This is a genomic window from Nakamurella sp. PAMC28650, from assembly GCF_014303395.1.
GTDB lineage: Bacteria > Actinomycetota > Actinomycetes > Mycobacteriales > Nakamurellaceae > Nakamurella.
Genome location: NZ_CP060298.1, coordinates 2,747,014 through 2,770,131 on the forward strand (window position 1 = coordinate 2,747,014; position 23,118 = coordinate 2,770,131).

General features: G+C 69.6%; 19 protein-coding genes and 1 riboswitch. Of the genes, 15 read left to right on the plus strand and 4 right to left on the minus strand.

Annotated features, from left to right (window positions below):
* Positions 1-97 precede the first annotated feature (97 nt).
* The 8 genes from H7F38_RS12505 (at position 98) to H7F38_RS12540 (ending at position 9,985) form a co-directional block, all read left to right on the plus strand.
* The gene (locus H7F38_RS12505; protein ID WP_187094666.1) at positions 98-616 is read left to right on the plus strand and encodes a bifunctional nuclease family protein; all 519 of its coding nucleotides are present in this window, start codon (positions 98-100) and stop codon (positions 614-616) included.
* 412 nt (positions 617-1,028) lie between these two features.
* Positions 1,029-1,571 carry a MerR family transcriptional regulator gene (locus H7F38_RS12510; protein WP_187094327.1) on the plus strand — a complete coding sequence of 181 codons (543 nt, stop codon included), beginning with the start codon at positions 1,029-1,031 and terminating at the stop codon, positions 1,569-1,571.
* A gap of 247 nt (positions 1,572-1,818) precedes the next feature.
* Positions 1,819-2,322 (plus strand): MarR family winged helix-turn-helix transcriptional regulator, encoded by a 504-nt coding sequence (locus tag H7F38_RS12515; protein ID WP_187094328.1) that lies wholly within the window; start codon positions 1,819-1,821, stop codon positions 2,320-2,322.
* The gene (locus tag H7F38_RS12520) at positions 2,319-3,668 is read left to right on the plus strand and encodes an MFS transporter (protein WP_255498367.1); all 1,350 of its coding nucleotides are present in this window, start codon (positions 2,319-2,321) and stop codon (positions 3,666-3,668) included. The genes H7F38_RS12515 and H7F38_RS12520 overlap by 4 nt, the downstream gene beginning before the upstream one ends.
* 35 nt (positions 3,669-3,703) lie before the next feature.
* Positions 3,704-3,818, plus strand: a riboswitch (glycine riboswitch).
* 255 nt (positions 3,819-4,073) lie between these two features.
* On the plus strand, positions 4,074-6,983 hold the full coding sequence (gene gcvP, locus H7F38_RS12525; protein WP_222618620.1) for an aminomethyl-transferring glycine dehydrogenase: 2,910 nt from the start codon (positions 4,074-4,076) through the stop codon (positions 6,981-6,983).
* A gap of 295 nt (positions 6,984-7,278) precedes the next feature.
* On the plus strand, positions 7,279-8,148 hold the full coding sequence (locus tag H7F38_RS12530) for a hypothetical protein (protein ID WP_187094329.1): 870 nt from the start codon (positions 7,279-7,281) through the stop codon (positions 8,146-8,148).
* Between the two features lie 10 nt (positions 8,149-8,158).
* Positions 8,159-9,043: a hypothetical protein gene (locus tag H7F38_RS12535; protein ID WP_187094330.1), complete on the plus strand. Its 885-nt coding sequence runs from the start codon at positions 8,159-8,161 to the stop codon at positions 9,041-9,043.
* A 60-nt stretch (positions 9,044-9,103) separates the two neighbouring features.
* Positions 9,104-9,985 carry a hypothetical protein gene (locus H7F38_RS12540; protein WP_187094331.1) on the plus strand — a complete coding sequence of 294 codons (882 nt, stop codon included), beginning with the start codon at positions 9,104-9,106 and terminating at the stop codon, positions 9,983-9,985.
* A gap of 128 nt (positions 9,986-10,113) precedes the next feature.
* Here H7F38_RS12540 and H7F38_RS12545 read toward each other — a convergent pair whose 3' ends face one another.
* A complete protein-coding gene (locus tag H7F38_RS12545) occupies positions 10,114-12,003 on the minus strand; it encodes a VWA domain-containing protein (RefSeq protein WP_187094332.1) in 1,890 nt (629 codons plus the stop codon).
* Between the two features lie 443 nt (positions 12,004-12,446).
* Between H7F38_RS12545 and H7F38_RS12550 the strand changes: the two genes are divergently transcribed.
* From H7F38_RS12550 to recA, 5 genes are all read left to right on the plus strand, one after another.
* Entirely contained in the window at positions 12,447-13,256 is an 810-nt protein-coding gene (locus tag H7F38_RS12550; protein ID WP_187094333.1) for a PspA/IM30 family protein, read from the plus strand.
* A gap of 5 nt (positions 13,257-13,261) precedes the next feature.
* Positions 13,262-14,122, plus strand: coding sequence for a hypothetical protein (locus H7F38_RS12555; RefSeq protein ID WP_187094334.1), 861 nt, complete (start codon positions 13,262-13,264; stop codon positions 14,120-14,122).
* Positions 14,123-14,308: 186 nt separating this feature from the next.
* Positions 14,309-16,297 carry an Hsp70 family protein gene (locus tag H7F38_RS12560; RefSeq protein WP_187094335.1) on the plus strand — a complete coding sequence of 663 codons (1,989 nt, stop codon included), beginning with the start codon at positions 14,309-14,311 and terminating at the stop codon, positions 16,295-16,297.
* Between the two features lie 46 nt (positions 16,298-16,343).
* Positions 16,344-16,553 (plus strand): DUF3046 domain-containing protein, encoded by a 210-nt coding sequence (locus H7F38_RS12565; protein ID WP_187094336.1) that lies wholly within the window; start codon positions 16,344-16,346, stop codon positions 16,551-16,553.
* Positions 16,554-16,789: 236 nt separating this feature from the next.
* Positions 16,790-17,827 carry a recombinase RecA gene (gene recA, locus H7F38_RS12570; protein WP_187094337.1) on the plus strand — a complete coding sequence of 346 codons (1,038 nt, stop codon included), beginning with the start codon at positions 16,790-16,792 and terminating at the stop codon, positions 17,825-17,827.
* A gap of 96 nt (positions 17,828-17,923) precedes the next feature.
* Here recA and H7F38_RS12575 read toward each other — a convergent pair whose 3' ends face one another.
* The gene (locus H7F38_RS12575; protein WP_187094338.1) at positions 17,924-18,088 is read right to left on the minus strand and encodes a hypothetical protein; all 165 of its coding nucleotides are present in this window, start codon (positions 18,086-18,088) and stop codon (positions 17,924-17,926) included.
* A 183-nt stretch (positions 18,089-18,271) separates the two neighbouring features.
* On the opposite strand from H7F38_RS12575, the gene H7F38_RS12580 reads away from it, so the two are divergent.
* Both H7F38_RS12580 and rny read left to right on the plus strand, forming a co-directional pair.
* Positions 18,272-18,688 (plus strand): regulatory protein RecX, encoded by a 417-nt coding sequence (locus H7F38_RS12580; RefSeq protein ID WP_187094339.1) that lies wholly within the window; start codon positions 18,272-18,274, stop codon positions 18,686-18,688.
* Between the two features lie 277 nt (positions 18,689-18,965).
* On the plus strand, positions 18,966-20,873 hold the full coding sequence (gene rny, locus H7F38_RS12585) for a ribonuclease Y (RefSeq protein WP_187094340.1): 1,908 nt from the start codon (positions 18,966-18,968) through the stop codon (positions 20,871-20,873).
* A gap of 146 nt (positions 20,874-21,019) precedes the next feature.
* On the opposite strand, the gene H7F38_RS12590 is transcribed toward rny, so the two are convergent.
* Together H7F38_RS12590 and H7F38_RS12595 are read right to left on the minus strand one after the other, a co-directional pair.
* The gene (locus tag H7F38_RS12590) at positions 21,020-21,820 is read right to left on the minus strand and encodes a TIGR03084 family metal-binding protein (RefSeq protein ID WP_187094341.1); all 801 of its coding nucleotides are present in this window, start codon (positions 21,818-21,820) and stop codon (positions 21,020-21,022) included.
* A gap of 174 nt (positions 21,821-21,994) precedes the next feature.
* Positions 21,995-22,723: an amino acid ABC transporter ATP-binding protein gene (locus tag H7F38_RS12595; protein WP_187094669.1), complete on the minus strand. Its 729-nt coding sequence runs from the start codon at positions 22,721-22,723 to the stop codon at positions 21,995-21,997.
* Between the last annotated feature and the right edge of the window lie 395 nt (positions 22,724-23,118).

The window sequence follows — 23,118 nt, forward strand, 5'->3', positions numbered from 1 at the left end:
CGGACCTCTCGTCCGTGTAGCGTTCGACTGCGTGGGCCGAGAGGTCCGCCGCGCACTGAATGCTGGACAGATGGGCCAATCAGGAAGGCACACCGAGATGATCGAGATGCGCATCGTCGGCGTACATGTGGAGATGCCGAATTCGCAACCGATTCTGATGCTCACCGAGGTCTCGGGGCCGCGCAGCCTCCCGATCATGATCGGTTCGGTCGAGGCGACCGCGATCGCCATGCACCTGCAGGGGGTCCGTCCGGCCCGCCCACTGACGCACGACCTCCTCGGCCAGGTGATCACCGCGCTTGGGCGCAAGGTCGAGCAGGTCAGGGTGGTCGACTTCCGCGAGGGAACCTACTTCGGCGAGCTTGCCTTCGACGACGGGACGACCGTGTCGGCCCGTCCCTCCGACGCCGTGGCCCTGGCCGTCCGCGCCGGTATCCCGGTCTTCGTCGACGATGCCGTGCTCGCCGAGGCCGGCGTCGTCGTCCCTGACGAGACGGACGAGGACGCGGACGAGGCCCTGACCGAGGACGGCGAGCCCGCCGACGCCGAGGACGAGGTCGAGCGATTCCGCGAGTTCCTGGATTCCGTCTCCCCGGAGGACTTCGACAAGTCCTGACCCGTCGTCAGGTCGCGCTGGTCAACTGGTGCCGCGCTGGTCAACTGGTGCCGCGCTGGTCAATTGGTGCCGCGCTGGTCAATTGGTGTCGCGCTGATCAACTCGTCGACTCCTGTCACACCTATCCCAACGCAGCCAAGTTGATCAGCGCGGGCGAAGTTGATCAGCGCGGGACCGGCGCCCCCGGCAAAAGGGGTGACCCTGAAGTGAAGGTTGAGGACACGCCGCGACGAGCGTTGACCCGGGACCGAGTCGGGCCTACCGTCAGGACAATTCACGCGCTTGTGATTCGACCCGGTCAGATGCCGGATCGGGTGCGGGATTCCTGGTCGGCGGGTCTTCAGCGGGCTGCGAGCGGTAGTACCAGTTCGGCACCTGACGGGCCGGCCAGAAGATTCCGAAAGGTGGCGCAATGCGCGAGAGCGAGCAGGGCGCGCTCTTCCCGGACGAGTCGATCCCCGACGAGTACGTCGGCTATCGAGGCACAACGGCCTGCCAGGCGGCTGGCATCACCTACCGTCAGCTCGACTACTGGGCCCGCACGGGTCTGGTGGTCCCGACGGTCCGGGACGCCATCGGCTCCGGCACGCAGCGCCTATACTCCTTCACCGACATCCTCGTGCTCAAGGTCGTCAAGCGACTGCTGGACACCGGGGTCTCGCTGCAGAACATCCGGGTCGCGGTCGAGCACCTCCGCAACCGCGGGACCGAGGATCTGGCCGGCGTGACGCTGTTCTCCGACGGGGCCACCGTCTACGAGTGCACCTCGCCCGAAGAGATCGTCGATCTCCTGCAAGGTGGCCAGGGCGTGTTCGGCATCGCGGTCGGCGGCGCGATGCGCGACGTCACCGGCACGTTGGCCGAGTTCCCGGCCGAGCGCGTCGACGGTGACCGGGTCGTCCCGGTCGCCCATGACGAACTGTCCCGCCGCCGGCAGGCCCGCACCGCCGGCTAGTCCTCCGGCCCTCGGCCGCCGCCCGGCCACCCATCGACCCACCTCCCCGCCCCCCGGTGCCAGTGGTACCGGGGGGCCTGCTCTGCGCCCAGTCGGTGCGTTGCCCGCGCCGATCAACTGGTCCGGCGCGGATCGAGTAGCCCCGTCTGAGGCGGGTGGGGACAGGAGTCGACCAGGTGATCGGCGCGGCAGCGGTGGCGGGCTTGCGATTTAGTGAGCAAGGCTATTAATGAGGTAGCCTAACGATATGAGTGCAAGCATCACCCGGCCGGTCGTCGTCGGCGCAGCGGTCACCCCGTCCGAATCCGGGACGTCCGACCCCACCGCAGAGGTCTCCGGCGAGGACATCTCTGCGCTTCGAGGGGCGGTGCTGATCCTGGCCCGTCGCCTCCGCCACCAGCAGGCCGGCGACGAACTGTCGCCCTCGGAGTCCGCGGTGATGGGGCGGGTAGGTCGGGCCGGCCCGATGACGCCCGGTCAGCTGGCCAGGTCCGAGCACGTCCAACCGCCCTCCATCACGCGCATCATCGAGCGGCTGGAGGCCCGCGGCTTCCTCCGCCGGGATCCGCATCCGGCCGACCGCCGTCAGGTACTGGTCTCCAGAACTGCCGAGGGTGACCACTTCGTCGAGCTCTCCCGGAAGGTACGCACCGCCTGGCTGACCCAGCAGGTCGGCAGGTTGGACCTCGCCGACCAGCACCTGATCGCACAGGCGGCCGGTGCCCTGTCCAGGTTGGCGGATCTCGCGTGAGCCGATCCGTCACCGAACGCGCTGCTCCGGTGCCCGTCGACGCACCCGAAGCCGTTGTCGTCCCGGTCCCGGAGAGCCCGCAGAAGGTGAAGACCTTCGCGGCGCTGGGCGTCCGCAACTACCGCCTGTTCTTCTACGGTCAGGTGGTCTCCAACACCGGGACCTGGATGCAGCGGATCGCGCAGGACTGGCTGGTGCTGCAGATCACCGACTCGCCGTTGGCCGTGGGCGTCACGACGGCGCTTCAGTTCCTGCCGATGCTGCTGATGGGCCTGTGGGGCGGCCTGATCGCAGACCGCTATCCCAAACGCCGTCTGCTGCTGATCACCCAGACGAGCATGGGCCTGCTGGCCGCGGTGCTGGCCGTGCTCACCCTGACCGGGCACGTCCAGGTCTGGCACATCTACCTGATCGCATTCGCGCTCGGCCTGGCGACCGTGGTGGACAATCCGTCCCGGCAGACGTTCGTCAACGAGATGGTGCCGCCTGAACTGGTGCGCAACGCGGTCAGCCTGAACTCCGGGAACTTCCAGCTCGCCCGGATGCTCGGCCCCGCCGTGGCCGGTGTGGTGATCAGCCTCGTCGGATCGGGGTGGGCCTTCGGCCTGAACGCCGCGACCTACCTCGCGGTGATCGCCGGGCTTGCCCTGATGCGGCCCTCGGAGCTGCAACCCCAGCCCCGCCCGAAACGCGGTCCCGGCCAGATCAGGGAAGGTCTGCGCTACGTCCGCCGGCAGCCCCAGATCCTGTGGACCATCGTGCTGGTCTTCTTCGTGGGGACCTTCGGCTACAACTTCGCGATCATCCTGTCGGCCTACACGAAGGACGTCTTCCACGCCGGTGCCGATCTCTACGGTCTGCTGAACACCGCGATGGCAGCCGGGTCCGTCGTCGGCGCGCTGATCGCAGCGCGCCGCACCACCGGGCGGATGAGCGTGCTCTTCGGCACCGCCATCGCCTTCAGCGGCATGCTGGTCCTGCTCGGAGTGACTCCGTGGCTCTGGATCTTCGTGGCACTGCTCGTCCTGACGGGGCTGTTCTCGGTCACCTTCAACACGCTGGCGAACTCCACCGTCCAGTTGCGAACCGATCCGGCGCTGCGCGGACGGGTGATGAGCCTCTACATGCTCGTGTTCATGGGCGGGACGCCGTTCGGCTCCTTGATCGTGGGCGCGATCACCGACAGGTGGGGCGCCCCGCTGGCGCTGGTCATCTCCGGTGCCGTCTGCGTGATCGCAGCCGTGATCTCGGCGGTGCTGGCGGCCAGGAGCACCGGTATCAGCCTCCGGGTCGACCTGCACAAGGGTGCGCAGCGCCACGTCAGCCTCGTCGCGCACGAGGCCTGAACGCGCGATCGCGCTGGTACCGTTGGAATCGTCGATGACCCCTCGCGGGAGAGTCCGGACACCTCTGCTCCGCAGTACGGGAGCAGCCCGGACGCCGAAGGAGCAAATCTCCCCGCCAAACTCTCAGGCCAACTGAACCGCGAGGGAAAGACACCTCTGGAAAGTGGGACGCCCGGCGGCGTGCAGTGGTCGCCGACGCCCCCGCCGACGGGGCAAGCGCGCCGGACGCCGACACCCGGCGCGCGAAGCTCTCAGGTACCGATGACAGAGGGGGAGGGTTCCGTCCGCGTGCCCGAGGTTCGAGACTCTCGAAGTTCGAGACTCTCGAAGTTCGAGAACGCGGTGCCGTCCCCGCATTTCCGTCATCGATGCGCCGCCGCCAGGCTGCGAGAAACGGCAGACGCCATGAGTCCGATCGATCAGTACTCCCGCGCCGCGCACTCGAACTTCGCGCACCACTCCCCGCTGGACCCCGAGAACTTCGCCGACCGTCACATCGGCGTCGACGTCCCGGGCCTGGCCGCCATGCTCGAGGCCCTCGACCAGGTCGACCTGGACGCACTGGAGCATGCCGTGGTCCCGCCGGCGATCAGGTTGGGCCGCGCGCTCGACCTCCCGGCACCGGCCACCGAGACGCAGACGCTGGCCGAACTACGCGGGCTCGCGGCGAAGAACCGGTCGATGGTCCAGATGATCGGCATGGGCTACCACGACACCATCACCCCCGGTGTGATCAAGCGGAACGTGCTGGAGAACCCGGCCTGGTACACGGCCTACACGCCCTACCAGCCGGAGATCTCGCAGGGCCGCCTCGAGGCCCTGCTGAACTTCCAGACGGCGGTCTCGGACCTGACGGGACTAGACATCGCCAACGCCTCCATGCTGGACGAGGCCACCGCGGCGGCCGAGGCGATGACGCTGATGCGCCGGACCTCCCGGTCGAAGTCGAACCGCTTCGTGGTGGACGCGGACACCTTGCCGCAGACCATCGCGGTGATCATGACGCGGGCCGAGCCCCTGGACATCGAGGTGCTGGTCACCGATCTCTACTCGGCCGACGCCGGCCTGCCGATCGGCGACTTCTTCGGGCTGCTGCTGTCCTACCCCGGTGCCTCCGGTGCCGTCCGGGACCAGCAGGCGCTGATCGCCGACGCGCACAGCCGTGAAGCCAAGGTCACCGTCGCCGCCGACCTGATGGCGCTGACCCTGCTGCGGCCGCCGGGGGAGATCGGCGCCGACATCGCCGTGGGCTCGACCCAGCGTCTCGGTGTTCCGCTGGGTTTCGGCGGCCCGCACGCCGGCTACATGGCGGTCCGCACCGACGTCCAGCGGCAGCTGCCCGGGCGTCTGGTCGGCGTGTCCCACGACGCCGCCGGCAATCCGGCCTACCGCCTGGCCCTGCAGACCCGCGAGCAGCACATCCGGCGGGAGAAGGCCACGTCCAACATCTGCACCGCGCAGGTGCTGCTGGCCGTCATCGCCTCGATGTACACGGTCTACCACGGGCCGGAGGGCCTGCGCCGGATCGCGCAGAAGATGCACCTGCAGGCCGCACAGATCGCCGCGACCCTGCGGGGCGCCGGCGTCACCGTGGAGCACGACGTCTTCTTCGACACCGTCCGCGCCCTGGTGCCCGGGCGGGCGCGCGAGATCGTCACGGCCGCCAGGGAGGAGGGCGTCAACCTCTGGGCCGACGGTGAGGACGCCGTCCAGATCTCCGTGTCGGAGAAGACCAGCGCCGCCCACATCGAGTCGGTGGTGGGCGTCTTCGGCGCCGAGGCGGAGGGTTGGACGGCCGTCAGCTTCTTCGGCGACCTGCAGCGGACGACCACCTTCCTGACGCACCCGGTGTTCCACGAGCACCGCTCCGAGACCGCGATGCTCCGTTACCTGCGCCGGCTCTCGGACATGGACCTGGCGCTGGACCGCAGCATGATCCCGCTGGGCTCGTGCACGATGAAGCTGAACGCCACCACCGAGATGGAGGCGGTGACCTGGCCCGAGTTCGCCGGCCTGCATCCGTTCGCCCCGGTCCAGGACGCCGCCGGGATGCTCGAACTGGTCGACCAGCTGGAGAAGTGGTTGGTCGAGATCACCGGCTACGCCGCCGTTTCGCTGCAGCCCAACGCCGGCTCCCAGGGCGAGCTGTCCGGCCTGCTGGCGATTCGCGCCTACCACAGGTCGCGGGGCGACGACCACCGCACGGTCTGCCTGATCCCGGCGTCTGCGCACGGCACCAACGCCGCCTCGGCCGTGATGGCCGGGATGAAGGTCGTCGTCGTCGGCACCGATGACGGCGGCAACATCGACATGACGGACCTCGCAGCCAAGGTCGCGCTGCACGGGGAGAACCTGGCCGCAATCATGATCACCTACCCGTCCACCCACGGTGTCTTCGAGGACACCATCACCGATCTGGCCGCTCTGGTGCACGGGGCGGGCGGGCAGGTCTACGTCGACGGGGCGAACCTGAACGCGCTGGTCGGACTGGCCCGTCCGGGGGAGTTCGGCGGGGATGTCTCCCACCTGAACCTGCACAAGACGTTCTGCATCCCGCACGGCGGTGGCGGCCCCGGCGTCGGGCCGGTGGCGGTTGCCGCGCACCTCGCGCCGTTCCTGCCGAGCCACCCGCTCGGCCTGATCGATCCGTCGCGGGGCGAGGTCGGGACGTTCGGCTCCATCGGTGCCATCTCGGCGGCCCCCTGGGGTTCGGCCTCTATCCTGCCGATCTCCTGGGCCTACATCCGGATGATGGGCGCGGACGGACTGCGTCGGGCCACGTTGACGGCGATCGCATCGGCGAACTACATCGCCCGTCGTCTGGACGAGCACTTCCCGGTGCTCTACACCAGCGCGACCGGGTTCGTCGCGCACGAGTGCATCCTGGACCTCCGCCCGATGACGGCGGCCACCGGAGTGACCGTCGACGACGTGGCGAAGCGCTTGGCGGACTATGGGTTCCACGCTCCCACGATGTCGTTCCCGGTCGCCGGGACGCTGATGGTGGAGCCGACCGAGAGCGAGGACCTGGCCGAGATCAACCGCTTCTGCGATGCGATGATCGCCATCAAGGGCGAGGTCGACCAGGTGGCCGCCGGGGTCTGGCCGGTGACCGACAACCCGCTGCGCGGCGCTCCACACACCGCGGAGTCGCTCGTCGGCGACTGGGACCACCCGTACACCCGCACCCAGGCAGTCTTCCCGGCCGGGGTGGTGCCGGCCCGCAAGTACTTCCCGCCGGTGGCCCGGATCGATGGCGCCTTCGGCGACCGGAACCTGGTCTGTTCCTGCCCTCCGGTGGAGGCGTACGCGTAGCGGCGGGTCTGCGGCGTGGATCAACGTCGCTGGCGTGGATCAGTTTCCCAGGCGTGGATCAACTTCCCAGGCATGGGCGAAAGTGACGACTCCTGTCCCTCCCGTCCCATATGGCGCAAGTTGATCCATGCCTGCCACTTTGATCCATGCCAACGACTTTGATCCATGCCTGCCACTTTGATCCATGCCAACGACTTTGATCCATGCCAGCCACTTTGATCCATGCCAACGACTTTGATCCACGCCAGGGAGCGCGGCCATCCGGGTCGGCCCCGCGGACAGGTACTTTCGTGGGATGGACCGCAGGATCGCGGGAGCGTTGTTGCTCATCGGCGCGCTGATCGTGGTGCTCGGCGGGCCCGCCTGGTCCGGGCGCCGGATCGCCGGTGCCGCGGTGGGGACCCCGGTCCCCGGTCCGGTCCGGATCGGCGACTGCCTGACATCCATCTCCGGAGCGCCGGAGGAGTCGACGATGTCGGCCACGACGGCCCAGCTGCCGACTGCGACCACCGGAAGCTGCGGGGGTCTGCTCGTGGGCGAGGTGGTCTCCGTCGAAGCTTCGGGCTCCGCCGCAGGGCGCCGGGTGGCCGATCGCGCGCCGACCACCGGCGACGCCTGTGCCCGCAGCGCCCCCACCTTCCTGGGACTGCCCGCCACGCGGACGATCGCGGGGATCGCCTGGACTCCCGGGCTGGCCACCGGATCCCAGGAGATCGGACCCGATCGCCGTCAACGGGCGGCCGGTCAGCGGTGGTCGGCCTGTGCGGTGACCGGAGCGACCGCCAGCTACCGGGGATCGATCCGGGCGTCCGCGACCGGCGGGCTGGTCCCGGGCTCGCTCGGTCTGTGCTGGCCGGGGGTCGTGAAGATGGACACCGAACTCGCGTCCTGCTCCGCTCCGCACGACAGCCAACTGCTGGCCACCGGACTGGTCGACGGCACGAGGCCGGTCCTCCCGGCGTCGCTGACGTCGTCGTGCCGGCAGTATGCGACCGCCGTGCTCGGCGGACTCGACCCCGGTGCCGTCGACCGGTTGACCGTCAGGGTTGCCGCTCAGGGCATGGGACCCCAGGTCCTGCTCTGCTCGGTGTCGGCGGCCGGACGTCGGCAGCTGCTCGGATCGGTGCTCGGGATAGGCAGCCGACCGTTGCCGATGACGGGCTGAGGGGATCGGGATGCGTCGTCGATCTGCCGTACCCGGCCGGACGCCCGGTCTGCTGCTGCTGCTGTTCGCCGTCCTCACCGCGGTGATCGTCCCCCGGTTCAACGGCACCCTGACGGGCGGCTCCGCGATCGCCGCCACCATCGATCCGCCACCCCGGATCGGTTCCTGCGTCAGCCATCTCGATCCCGCCACCGCCTTGATCTCGAGTACCGACGCACAGCTGGTGCCGGTACCCAGCGCCTCCTACGACACGTGCGAGGGCCCCATCGCCGGAGAGGTGCTCAGCATCCAGTCGGTGTCCGCACTCGGCCACGAGGCGAGCCTGGAGGCCTACGACAGTGCCTCGGTCGGCTGCTCGCACGGGATGGACGCCTACCTCGGCGCGCCGTCGGGACTCAACAAGGGTTCGGCAATGACCGACTGGTTGCCGGCGGCCCGCTACAACACCCTGCTGGTGGGTCCGAACCGGCTCCAGCGGGCGGCCGGCCGGACGTGGTCGGCCTGTGTCGTGACCAGCGTCGCGAGTACGAACTACGCGCGTTCGGTGCGCGGTGCGTTTCGGGACGGCTCGCTGGTGGACCAGTTCGGGTACTGCCTCCACAGCACGGACCTGTCCGACTGGGTGCCGTGCAACGCGGCGCACGGCGCGCAGGTGCTGGCGTGGGGAACCTCGCTCAAATCCGGCGCCGGCCCTTCGAGGGCCGATTGTCTGGCCGCCGCGGCAGCACTGATGGGGACGTCCGACCCGACGAAGGGGGGCGTCCTGGACGTCGGTCTGATCGGCTACGACGGGGTGGGCTCGGTGCAGGCGTGCGGAGTGCGGGTGGACGGCAGTCGCACCCTGGTCGGATCCGTGGTCGGGATCCGTGGCGCCGACCTCGTCTGGTCGGGCTGAGAGGTCCAGGAGACTGCGGATCGAGTGATCTGAGTCACGCACAGGGCTATCGTGGACAGCATGGTGCCGAAGGCGGCAGGCGGGCTGTTGCTGACGGCGGCCCTGATCGTCCTGCTTGCCGGGCACGCCCTGATCCGCCCACCCACGACCGGTTTCCCCCTCCCGATGACGATCGCCGGCCCGCCCCGGATCGGTGACTGCGTACTTTCGGCGCCGGACCCGGTGGTCGATCCGGACGTGATCAGTCTCCCGGTGACCTTCGGCCCCTGCGGCGGTGTCGTCGCCGGCGAGATCGTGTCGGTCGTGGCCGGCCGGCCGGCCGCGCAGGACGGTGCCATCGGGGCCCTGATGGGGACGGCCGGGCCGTGCTGGGAGGCCGCCTCCCGCTACGCCGGGCTCGCCACCTCGGGCGGAGTCGCCGCGCTGCCCTCGCGGGACTCGGCGGACTCGGCACCCGGTGCGCCCCGTTGGCTCCCCACCCTCCGGGTACGGGGCCAGCGGGTGACCGCGGACGCCCTGCAGCGGGCGGCTGGCCGTGACTGGTCGGGCTGCATGGTCCGGCCGGATGACCTCTCGGTCTATCTCGGCTCCGTACGGGACGCGGTGGCGGCGGGCGCTGCCCCGGCGCCCTACGGCGACTGCGCCCCCGCCGCGAAGTTCTCTGCCGGTGCGTCCGTCAGGTGCTCCCGCCCGCACGCCCGGGAACGGCTCGGTTGGGCAGCCGTTCCGACGGGCGCGCAGACATCGGCGGCGTTGGCCCGTTCCTGCCGCGAACTGGCGGCCCGGTTGCTCAGAACGCCGGATCCGACCTACTCCGGTATTCTCGAGATCGTAGTCAGTGCGGGCGATGTCACCGATTGCTCGCTGGCCGTCCGTGGGCCCGGCCGGCTGTCCAGCTCGCTCATCGGCATCGCGGGCGCCCCACTCCCGCTGACGACCTGAGTCGCCTGAAGAACCAGGGCGCCTGACGACCCGAGTCGCTTGAAGACCCGAGCGCCTGGAGACCCGAGCGCCCGACGACCCGAGGCGCCTGACGACCTGCATGCCCTCGGTCACGGGGGCGGCCCGGATCAGCTCGTCAGGCGCAGCAGGTTCGCCTGAAGGGTCGACAGGTCGGTCACCGAGGTGAAGGTGCCGCCACCGGCCTGGGCGATCTCCGTCATGGCGGCGGCGTTGACGTCGGTCGACAACCCGACGACGTCCAGCACCACGTTCTTGTTCTGGGCGGCCAGCGCACCGATGCTGCCCAACAGGGTCGCCCTGGTCAGGTTCGGGGTGGTGTCCAGGCCGTCCGTCAGGACGATGACGCGGTTGGGCCGTCCGGCCACCGCCGATCCGACGGCATCGGCGTAGGCGGCCTGGATCGCGCCGTAGGTCCAGCTGTTGCCACCCGGCGTCAGGGCGTTCACCGCCGCGCTCAGAGCGGTCGATCGCACGGTGCCGTTCACCTGCTCGCCCAGGGCGCCGACCGGCACCAGCTTGGTGTACCCGGTGGGTCCTCCAGCGGTGGAGAACGACCACAGCCCGAACAGACCGGCCGGATGCCGCAGGATGTCCTCGTTGACGCCGGCCTGCATCCACATGATGCGTTGCAGGTTGCCCTGGACGGTGTCCATCGAACCGGAGGCGTCCAGGACGAACGTGACGGCCGGACCGGGGGGAGCGGCTGTGGTCGGGGTGGTCTTCGGCGTGCTCGTCGGAGTGGTCCGCGCCGGGCTCGTGGTCGTCGTGGTCGTCGGGGGGTTCGTCGTCGTCGCCGTCGCTGTCGGGGCGGGGGTGGTCGACGGCGCCGAGGTGGAACCCGGGCCCGACGTGCCGGACCCGGAGCTGCCGATCGGGGTGCTGCTCGGCGCGCCCACGGTCGTGACCACCGGGCCGGCGGCGAGCCGGGCCCCCTCCCACGCGGCCTCCAGCGCCGCCCTGACCGGGACGCCCGCATCGGGGAGCTCGACGACCCTGATCGTCGGATCCACGCCGGGGGCCTTGGCGGGCGCCCCTGCCGTCCGCAGGTTGTCGGCGGTCAGGATCGCCGTCCCCTTGGCGCTGCTCAGGAAGCTGTCGAAGGCCGCTGCCGCGTCCGACATCGCGTCGGTCACCCAGGTTGCGGTCAGCGGAACGGGCATCACCTGGTCACCCGCCGTTGCCCCGGACGGATAGAGCGCGGTGAGCGCAGGCTGGTTCGCCGCGTTGTAGGCGGCCAGTTCGGACTCGACGACCGGTACCGCGGTGAATCCTCCCGTGCCGGCCGACAGCTGGGCCAGGGCGGCGTTCGTGGTGGCCGGTGACTCGGGGGCAGCGACTGCAAGTCTCTGCAGCAGAGCGGCCGAACCGGCGACCGCCGCCGTGCCGACCGTCTGCACCGGGCCGGTCGCCGACGCGGCCACCAACGATTGCAGGGCGTAGCGCGAGGCCCGGTTCGTCGTCGGATCCGGCACCGCCAGCACCAGCGGGACGGAGCCGTTCGCGAGGTTGCCCCAACTCAGCGGGCCGCTGGGGGCGGCGCGGACGGCCAGTACCACCGGTGACGCTGCCAGGCCGGTGCTCGGGTGTCCGGCCGTCATCGCAGGATTGCTCGCATCCACCGCAGCGAGGTCGGCGGCCGAATCGACGACCCACAGTGCGGGTGCAGGTGTCGCGACGTTCTTCCAACCGCCGGCCAGGGCCGCCGCTGCCTGTCCGCCCGGCAAGGTGCTCACCGAGACCGACACGCAGGTCGAGCGCGCCACCGGATTCGTGGCGTCGAAGGCGCTGGCGGCGTCGCTGACCGCTCGGCCGGCTCCGGGTGACGCGGTCACCTCCAGCACCGTGTTGCCGGTGCAGGCCGCACTCTTCCGATCGGGGCTGACGATCAGGACGTAGGTGATCGTCAGGCCGACCAGCAGGAGGACCACGACGGCCAGGATGATCGGCCAGGCCGCGATACGGCGACGTCGTGCGTCCGCGCTGGCGTGGCGGCCCATCCAACCTCCTCCTGCAACGTCGACGAGCTGATCTCACCGACGGGGACGGTCGGGCGCCGGTCGTGTCCTTCGGCCGGGGACTCCAACTCTAGGGTGCGCCCGAAGTCCTGCGGTCCGCCGGATCGTCGGGGGGTCCAGCTGCTGCCGGGCGCGCGGCCGGGGTCGGACGTGGAACGCGGGAGCCCGGAGGATCGTTCCTGATCGGCCGACCTGCCACCGTCGATCGAGGTGGCAGTTGGTGGCCGGGTCCGGGGCCTGGTGGGGGACCGGGGCCGGGGTCGCTACGGGAAATACCCCCGGAAATACCCGGAAGATCACGCTGACCGGGGTCGAAGGTGGAAGCTGGTGTGATCACCTGACACGATGGTGACAGGAGTGGTCGTGGCGTGCGGCGCGATCTGCACGCGAACCGGTCAATGTGAATCTGCGAGAGGACTTCAGCGATGGCCAACCCCTTCGTCAAGGGATGGAAGTATTTGATGGCGCTGTTCTCGTCGAAGGTCGACGAGTACGCCGACCCGAAGGTGCAGATCCAGCAGGCCATCGAGGATGCCCAGCGTCAGCATGCCGCCCTCTCCCAGCAGGCCGCGGCCGTGATCGGCAACCAGCGCCAGCTGGAGATGAAGCTGACCCGGCAGATGGGCGATGTCGAGAGGTACCAGGCGTCAGCTCGTCAGGCCCTCGTGCTGGCGGACGAGGCGCGCACCAAGGGTGACCCGGCGAAGGCCACGCAGTACGAGCAGACGGCGCAGACGTTCGCCACCCAGCTGGTGGCCGCCGAGCAGCAGATGGAAGATCTGAAGACCATGCACGACCAGGCGCTGCAGTCCGCCGAGCAGGCCAAGAAGGCCGTCGAGAACAACGCGATGGCGCTGCAGACCAAGCTCGCCGAGCGCACCAAGCTGTTGTCACAGCTCGAGCAGGCGAAGATGCAGGAGCAGGTCTCCGCCTCGCTCAGCTCGATGTCGCAGCTGTCGGCTCCGGGCAACACTCCGTCGCTGGACGACGTTCGCGACAAGATCGAGCGCCGCTACGCGAATGCGCTCGGATCCTCCGAACTGAGCCAGAACTCGGTGGAGGGACGGATGCTCGAGGTGCAGAAGTCCACCCTGGACATGGCCGGTGCGTCACGACTGGATCAGCTGCGCGCCCAGCTGCACCCGGAGCTGTCCGGTCAGCAGGCACGGGCGATCGACCAGTCGGCGACCGCAGCACCGGCCACTCCCGGGATTGACATCACCAAACAAGGCTGATGCGGATGAACCCGATGGCCAGGGTGCTGAAGAATTCGGTGCTCAAGGGCGCTGCCGGTCGCAATGCGGCCGGGGCCCTGACCCGTGGGGTCGAGGTGGCCGGCCAGGTGGGAGCGTCGGCGTCGGAATTCCTCCGGGTCCGCCGCGACCCGGCCGAGGTGGCCAGGAGGCGACGGCGCGCCGCCATCAGACGCACCAACATCTGGGGTGCAGGCACGGCGATCGGTGCTGCTGCGGGTGCGGCCCTGACGGTCGACCTGGTCAGCCACGGGGTCACCGCGACGGTGGTCTTCTCGTTGATCCTGGTCGCGGCGTTGATCGTCTGGTGCGTGCTCGGTCTGGTGCGGTCCACCAGCGACCTGCGGATGCGCAGCCGCGCAGTGCGGACTCTGCCGCCGCCGCAACCGGCCCGCCGGACGGTGTCCTCGCGGATCCGGACCGATGTCGGACGGTTGGACATGTTCTCCGACGGGCTGCGGGACCTGCTCTCGATGCTGCCCTTCGACGCGTCGAGCGGTCTGTCCACGGTTCGCCTGGACGTGATCGCCTCGGCCGACGAGGCGGAGCGGCTGCTCCGGCGCCAGGCCCAGGAGTACACGGTGTTGCGCAGGACGACCGGGGGTGCGCCGAGGGACGCCCGACCGGCGCTGGAGAGCACGGCGGCGTCGCTGGCGGGGCAGATCCATTCCGGCGTCCTGCACTACGGACAGTTGGTGGCCGCGGCGACGGACGCCGTGCCTGCCTCCGCAGAACTGCAGGCCGCCGTGGCGGACCTGCAGCCGGCCACCGATCGACTGCGTGCGCTGGCCATGGGAATGCGTGAGATCGCCGAGCATGCGCGGCCGAACCGGAGCGCTTCGGGCTGACCGGTACCGGTCGGCCCACGTCTGCGCTGCCGGCCCTCGCCGGCCGACCCGGTGCGGGGTGCGGTCGACGCGGGCGAATCGCAGCGCGGGCAATCCCTCTGCTGGCACACTGCGGGAGGAAGGGCCGTTCATTGCCGAGCAGGCCCGGAGGCAGGGTCGGGGCGGTAGCGGAGCGGGGAGGCCGGAGTGAACGTGCTGGGGGTCGATTTCGGGACGTCCAACACCGTGGCCGTGCTCGTCGGCGACGGACGTCCGCCCCGCGTGCTGGCGATCGACGGCGTGGGCGCCCTGCCCTCCTGCGTCTACATCGACGACGACGGCTCCCTGACCGTGGGACGGGATGCCGAGCGCAGGGCGCGACTTGCTCCCGAACGTTTCGAGGCCAACCCGAAACGTCGGATCGACGACGGCGAGATCCTCCTCGGGGTCAGGGTCGTTCCCGTGGTGGAGGCCATCGCCGCCGTCCTGCGGCGGGTGATCGACGAGGCGCGGCGTCAGCTCAACGGACGATCGCCGGACCACATCAACCTGACCCACCCGGCGGGGTGGGGCGCGGCCAGGCAGAACATCCTGCTGGCCGCAGCCAGAACGGCTGGTCTGGGGCCCGCGCTGTCACTGGTGCCGGAGCCGGTGGCCGCCGCCGCCCATTTCTCCTCGCTGCCCGGTAGGTCGATGACCCCCGGGGCGAGCCTGGCCGTCTACGACCTCGGCGGCGGCACGTTCGACTGCGCCGTGGTCGGCTCCACGCCCAACGGATTCACCGTGCTGGCCGAATCCGGACTGGCGGACGTGGGCGGGGTCGACTTCGACCAGGCGGTCGTCGACCATCTGGGCCGCACCGTCTCCTCCCACGATCCAGCCAAGTGGCAGGCGCTGTCCCGCCCTCGGAATTCGACCGACCGACGCGCGGCCAGAACCCTGCGGGAGGACGTCCGCGCCGGCAAGGAGACGCTGTCCCGGTACGCGCAGGCGGATCTGCCGCTGCCGGACCCCTTCGACGACACCCTGCTGACCCGCAAGGAATTCGAGGGACTGATCCGACCGGTGATCGCCCGTACCGTCGAGGTGCTCGCCTCGACGATCGGCAGGGCCGGACTGACCGCGGACCGTCTGGGCGGCATCTACCTGGTCGGCGGTTCGAGCCGGATCCCGCTGGTGGCCGCCATGATCGCGGACAGACTCGGGGTCGTGCCCGTCACGCTGGACCAGCCCGAGACGGCCGTGGCGATGGGTGCCGCACTGATTCCCGTTCGGGCGCAACCACAAAGCCGCACCGAGTTCCTGGGTGGGGCCGCCGCTGCGGGTCAGATCGGTCCCGTCTCCACCGGCGGGCCGGGTCGGCCCGGTGGGTACGGGCCGGTCGGTCAGCAGTACGACTCCGGCCCGCCGACACCACCCGTGCCCGGCCGCGGTGGCGCCGTGGGCCGGCCGAGGCGCAACCGGGTGTTGCTGATCGCCGCCGTGGTCGTGGCGGTGCTCGTCGCCGGTACCGCGGCCGTGGTCGCCACCAGATCGAGTTCGGCGGCCGGCGGCCCGGTCGACATCTCGAGCCCTCCGTCAAGCCCCGGGTCCACCACCAGACCCCCGACCACCTCGAGGCCGACGACCACGCCGACGAGCGCGAGCCGGAAGTCGGTCAGCTCGTCCTCGACCGGGCCGTCCAGGACCAGCGGGTCACGCTCGACCACCTCCAGCAGTGGACCGGTGGACCCGACCGGATGCAGCACGGTGGGCGACGCCCGCGGTATCAGCGGGTGCATGCAGCCGGCGCTGGGATCTCTGGGCGTGCTCGACTGCACGGCGGATCCGGCCCAGCTGAAACTCGACACCACCACCGAGGCCGAGCTCAAGACGCTGACCACGTCGTTCGCCACGTGCGTCGATCGCGCCGCCGGCTACGCCACGGTGATCTTCCAGACCACCGGTGTGGCCGGGCGGGACGTGCTCTGGCCATTCCTGCTGGGCCAGTTCACCCCGACCCGCAACGGGACATGGCACACCGGAAAGGCCTCCTGTCCGTACGCGGTGGGACTCAGCTCGTCCGGCCACCCCGCGTTGGCCTGGAAGGACTCCACCCGCCCGGTGCTGGCCTTCATCGGCGCCGGCAACGGCATCTCGGAGAGCGATCTGGTCACCTACTGGTCGAAAGCCCTCGGAGCCACCGTCACCGGCTGATCGACCGGAGAAGCGGGCCAGGGCCGCACCGGTACAGTCGACGGTCATGCGCCTGACCGAGTTCCGTGCCCTGATGACGGCTCAGTTCGGGTCCCACCGTGCCTCCTCGGTGGCCTCGGACCATGTCTTCTCAGCGCTCGGCGGACGAACGGTGGACGAGGCGATCAGGGCCGGCGAGAACCCGAAGAGGGTCTGGGCCGTGGTGTGCGAGACCTTCGAGGTGCCGGCATCCCTGCATCACGGACTGCCCGACTGAGGTCCCGCACCCGGTGCCTGCGCAGCGCGACACGCCGTCGTGCGACTTGCTGGCATCTCGAACATCTGTACGTCTAGAGTTATCCCCATACCTGTTGTTGTCCACATTCCGGGGCGGCTGCGGGTGACTGTCGGTGCTTCGTTCTACCGTCGGTCAGGACAGCACAACGGACATCACGCCAGGCGGTGCAGCACCGGTCGGGCGACCTGAGAACACGAAAGGCACGGGGTTGGGCCATGTCGGCACCGGATCGTGAAAAAGCACTCGGAATCGCACTAGCGCAGATCGAGAAGCAGTTCGGTAAGGGATCGGTGATGCGTCTGGGCGACGAGGGTCGCGCGCCGGTCGAGGTGATTCCCACCGGCTCCATCGCGCTGGACGTGGCGCTGGGCATCGGTGGACTGCCGCGCGGCCGGGTGGTCGAGATCTACGGTCCGGAGTCCTCGGGCAAGACGACCGTCACCCTCCACGCGGTGGCCAGCGTGCAGGCGGCCGGCGGGATCGCAGCCTTCATCGATGCGGAGCACGCGCTCGATCCGGAGTATGCAAAGGCGCTCGGCGTCGACACCGATGCGCTGCTGGTGTCGCAGCCGGACACCGGCGAGCAGGCTCTGGAGATCGCCGACATGCTGATCCGCTCCGGCGCGATCGATCTGGTCGTCATCGACTCCGTCGCCGCTCTGGTTCCGAGGGCGGAAATCGAAGGCGAGATGGGTGACAGCCACGTCGGTCTGCAGGCCAGGTTGATGTCCCAGGCCCTCCGCAAGATCGCCGGTGCGCTGAGCAACACCAACACCACCATGATCTTCATCAACCAGCTCCGCGAGAAGATCGGAGTGATGTTCGGTTCGCCGGAGACCACCACCGGTGGTAAGGCATTGAAGTTCTACGCGTCCGTCCGACTCGACATCCGCCGTATCGAGGCGCTCAAGGACGGCACCGACATCGTCGGTAACCGGACCAGGGTCAAGGTCGTCAAGAACAAGATGGCCCCGCCGTTCAAGCAGGCGGAGTTCGACATCATCTACGGCCAGGGCATCTCCCGTGAGGGGTCGCTCATCGATGTCGGGGTGGAGCAGGGCCTGGTCCGCAAGGCCGGTGCCTGGTACACCTACGACGGGGAGCAGCTCGGACAGGGCAAGGAGAACGCCCGGACCTTCCTGCGCGAGAACCCGGATATCGGCGAAGAGATCGAGAAGCGGATCAAGGAGAAGCTGGGCGTCGGCGCGCGTATCGACGACGATGCGGTCGCTCCCGCACCTGTCGAGTTCTGATCGGTCCCGCTCTTGTCTTCCGGGATCAGTCCGGTGGTACCGGGCAACATTCGAGGAGAAAGACCATCGCGTGCGAACCAGTCCGCCGCCCAGCCGTCACCGCGGCAGGGCGGCGGCGGTCGCACCGATCACCCGGCAACGGATCGGTCTGACCCGGATGATCGGGAAGGGCGACTGACGCTCCTGGCCGACCAGATCGCAGCTGTCGAACGCGGCGAAGCCGAGGGCGGTACCTCTGATCGAGAAACGGCCGGGACCCATCCGGATCGGAGTGATCGGCTGGATGGTGGTCGAGCTCCAGGGGCCGGTCGCCGGCGGAAGACCGCCGGTCGGCGATCGGGAGACCGGTCGGAGGGTGCCGAACTGTCGCCGGCTCAGCAGAGCGCCGCGGCACGGGCGATCTGCCTGCGGCTGCTGACCGTTGCGCCTCGTCCGCGTGCCGGCTTGGCCCAGGCGCTCAGACGCAAGGAGATCCCCGATGACATCGCCGAGGCGGTGCTCGACCGCCTGACCCAGGTCGGGCTGATCGACGACGTCGCCTATGCCCACAGCTTCGTCAGGACCAAGCACCGCGACCGGGCGCTCGGCCGGAGTGCTCTGCGGACCGAGCTCCGCCGGCTCGGGGTCGACGAGGAATCGGTGGCCGATGCCGTGGAGACGGTCGACCCGGGAGCCGAGCGTGCCAGGGCTCAGGAGCTGATCTCCAAGCGATTGGACGCGGCCATGGGCGCCGGGTCGGTTGCTGCGCGGCGCCGGCTGCTCGGCCTGCTGGGGCGGCGTGGCTATCCACCGGACATCGCCCTCTCGGTGGTCGACGATGCGATCGCGGGATACGCCGACGGCCGGGACGAGTGGCGCTGAGACGGTCGGTGGGGTGCTGGTGGATCGGGCCGTCAGCGGGTCGGCTTGACCGGTCAAGGGCACGTCTTTAACCTCAATGTCACAGGAGAATCACGAAACGCGCGCCGTGGTCGGGCGCGCGATCGATAGCGGTGAAGTTCTGCCGCATTTGCCCAGGTCAACTGGGCCTAGCGGGGCGGTACCTCGATAGGGTCGTCTCGACGTCGGTCGTTGCCCTCGATGGCGCGTGCCCGCGATCCTCCCTCCGTCCAAGGACGGCGACAACAAGGGAGGTGTCATGCCGAACGCCCTGATCCTCGTCGTTCTCGCGCTGGCGCTGGTGGCGGCTCTGGCCGCATTGATAGCCATACTCAAACGGCAGAACTCAACGCCCACGCTCGACGAGAACGCGATTCGCAGGCTATTGACCGAAACGATCGATGCCTCTGCGCAGAGGGAATCTGCCCAACGGGAATCGACGGGACAACACGCATCACCGAGCACGTCCGCGGCGGGGGATGCCGGTCCTCCACTCGCGGCACCCTCCGCCGGGCCGACCGAGGACGACCGTCTCGCCCTCAATCTGATCCGGCAGGAGGCCGCGGCTGCCGCCGCCGAGATCCGCCACGTGGCTTCTGAGGCCGCAGACTCGGTCCGCGAGCGATCGCTGGTCGATGCGGCGCGCCTCCGTGCCGAGGCCAGGACCGAGGCGGACAAAACGCTCGAGGCGGCCAGGGCCGAGGCGGCGCAGCTGCGGGCCGGGCTGCAGACCGAGCGTCAGCGTCTGGCCCAGGAGGCACTGGACGGACTCGCAGCCGAGCGGTCCGACCTGCAGGAAGCACAGCAGCGGCTGCGCGGGACGGCAGCGGTACTGGCGGACGAGCAGAAGGTACTGGCCGACGAGCAGGAGCGGATCAGGGCCGAACGTCAGGAGCTGGGCAGGTCGCGGTCGGCGGTGGATTCGCGGGAGGGAGATCTGCGCCGGCAGAGCGCGGATCTGGCCACCCGGGCCACCGAGGTGGACGCCAGGGCGCAGGAGATCGACCAGCAGATGGTCCTCCACCAGGCGGAGCTGACCAGGATCTCGGGTCTGACCATCCCGGCGGCCCGGGCCGAACTGCTCGCATCCCAGGAGCAGGCGGTGCGGCGCGATGCCGCCTTCATGATCCGTCGGGTCGAGAGCGAGGCGGAGGCCACCGCCAAGACCAGGGCGCGGGAAATCGTGTCCGAGGCGGTGCAGCGCGTCGCCTCCGACCAGACCGCGCAGAGCGTGGTGTCGGTGGTCCACCTGCCGGCCGATGAGGTCAAGGGCCGGATCATCGGCCGCGAGGGTCGCAACATCCGTGCCTTCGAGACGATCACCGGGGTCAACGTCATCATCGACGACACACCGGAGGCCGTGCTGCTGTCCTGCTTCGATCCGGTCCGGCGCGAGGTCGGCCGGATCACCCTCCAGATGCTCATCGACGACGGACGGATTCATCCGCACCGCATCGAGGAGGCGTTCGAGCGGGCCGGCGACGAGGTCGATGCACTGTGCCGCCGTGCCGCCGAGGACGCCATGCTGGACGTCGGCATCTCCGATCTGCACCCCGAGCTGGTCAACCTGGTCGGCCGGTTGAAGTACCGGACGTCCTACGGCCAGAACGTGCTCGGTCACATGGTCGAGACCTCGCACATCGCCCGGATCATGGCGTCGGAGATGGGCATCGATCCCGAGATTCTGGCCAGGGGTGCCTTCCTGCACGACATCGGCAAGGCCCTGACGCACGAGGCGCAGGGTTCGCACGCCATCGTGGGCGCCGAGCTCGCCCGGAAGTACGGGGAGTCCGAGGCGGTGGCGCACTGCATCGAGGCCCACCACGACGAGGTCCCGCCCTCGACCGTCGAGGCCGTGCTCACCCAGGCCGCCGACTCCTGCTCCGGTGGACGACCGGGCGCACGGCGGGAGTCGCTGGAGTCCTACGTGCAGCGGCTCGAGCGGATCGAGGCCATCGCCAGCTCGAAGAAGGGCGTCGAGAAGGTCTTCGCGATGCAGGCCGGCCGCGAACTGCGGGTGATGGTCAAGCCCGAGGTGGTCGACGACCTCGAGGCCCACGTCCTGGCCCGTGAGGTCGCCAAGCAGATTGAGGAGGAACTGACCTACCCCGGTCAGGTGCGGGTGACCGTGATCCGCGAGTCACGAGCCACCGAGATCGCGCGCTGACCTTCGCCGGCCGCCGACCCCGGGACTTTCGGACACCGGGTTTTCGGACACCGGGTTTGCGCAAACCGGGAGCTCGGGACCCCGGGTCCGACTGGCTGTCGCAGGCGGACCCGGGGCGAATCGGTGGAGCGCAGGACGGTCGGAGGTCAGCTGCTGACGCGGGCCGACCGTCCGGGCCCGGCCGGTCCGGCGAAGACCTGTGCGATGTCCAGCCACTGGTCGGCCATGCCCTCGGTGGCCACCAGCGCCAGGTCGTCCCGGTGGCGGCGCTGCGCGACCAGCATGCAGAAGTCAAGGGCCGATCCGGTGATCCGGTCGGCCGCGGTGGCCGGACCCCAGGTCCAGGTACCGCCGTCCGGTGCGGCCAGCTCCACCCTGAAGGCCGACCATGGACTGCGCCGACCGTGGATGGAGAAGGTGAAGTCCCTGGTCTGCACACCCATCTCGGCGATGTGGTGCAGACGTGCGGTGGGGACCGGGTCGAGCCCGAGGGCATCGGTGATGTCCAGGCCATGTGCCCAGGTCTCCATGATGCGGGTCGCTGCCATGCTGGCGACCCCCATCGTCGGTCCGAACCAGGGCACCCTTGACCCGGCGGGTAGGCCGGACAGCGCGGTCAACAGGTCGGCGCGGCCCTCACGCCAGGCCTCGATCAGTTCGCCGGTCGGTCGGCCGGCCTCCAGACCGGCACCGGCATTGATCGTCTTCTCCGGATCCGCGCCGAATGCCTCGGCCTGACGAGCGAAGCCCGCAGGATCGCGGCAGGCGAGGATGCTCACCCGGTCGGTCCAGAGAAGATGGCCGATCTGGTGGCCGATGGTCCACCCCTTGGACGGTGTCGGCTCGCTGAAGGACACCCCGTCCTGCGTGACGATCTCGTCCAGATATGCGCCCTCGGCCTCCAGATGCGACAGGGCGAGATTCAGATCTTCGGTCTTGCTGGGCATCGTGCTCCTTCGCCGTCCTGCTGTGAGGAGCCCTACGGTGGCGGCCGGGTCGCGGCACAGCCCCTCTCGCGTTGTTCGCAGACGAGAGGCACGAAGGATGGGCGGGGGGCGAAGAATTTAGCCCGGTTCTGCCGGCGCCGCGGCGCCGTCGTTCCTGCACCGGGACGGCGATGATCAGTGGGTCAGGATCTTGGACAGGAAATCTCTGGCGCGCCGCGACTTCGGCGCGGTGAAGAAATCATCGGTCGCGGCGTCCTCGACGATTTCGCCGTCGGCCATGAAGACGACGCGATCGGCCGCGCGGCGGGCGAAGCCCATCTCGTGGGTGACCACCAGCATCGTCATGCCCTCCCGGGCCAGGGAAGTCATCACATCCAGGACCTCGCCGACCATCTCGGGGTCGAGGGCGCTGGTCGGCTCGTCGAACAGCATGACCTTGGGACGCATCGCCAGCGCCCGCGCGATGGCGACCCGTTGTTGCTGTCCGCCGGAGAGCTGAGCGGGGAGCTTGCTCTGCTGGGAGGCGATTCCCACCCGTTCCAGCAGTGCCACGCCGAGTTCGTCGGCCGCCTTCTTGTTGATCCCGCGCACCTTGATCGGGCCAAGGGTCACGTTCTCCAGGATCGTCTTGTGCGCGAACAGGTTGAACGACTGGAACACCATGCCCACATCGGCCCGCAACCGGGCCAGCGCCCTGCCCTCGGCGGGCAGCGGGATCCCATCGATGGCGATGGTGCCCGAGTCCACCGGTTCGAGCCGGTTGATGGTGCGGCACAGGGTTGACTTGCCTGATCCGGAGGGTCCGAGGACCACCAACACCTGGCCCGCCGGTACCTGGAGGTTGATGTTCTTCAGCACGTGCAGGTCGCCGAAATGTTTGTGCACGCCGCTCATCCGGATCATCGGGCCCCGATCGGCCGCGGGTTCTCCGGCGTCGGTCGGCCCGGCATCCGGTGCTGTCGAACCGTCGGTCATGTGCCCTCCCGAAGACCTCGTGGAGCTGCGGTGCCCCGATCATGATCCGGGTTCGCGCCGCCTCTCCCGACCATGGCCGAGGAATTGACCGAGAGGGGACCTCCCACCGCAATGGTCGTCAGACCTTTGCTTTCGACCAGGGCGAGAACCCTCGACCGCGGCCGGAGGCGTCGGTCGGGCGACCGGAGGCCTCCCGTCACCGACGTACCCTGATCGGCGTGAGTGTTGCCATCGACGACCCTGCCCTTCCTCCGCTGCCCGCCGGCCGCGCGACGTCCGCCCCAGCATCACCCCGGACGGCTGCCGACGCGACCCCGCGGACC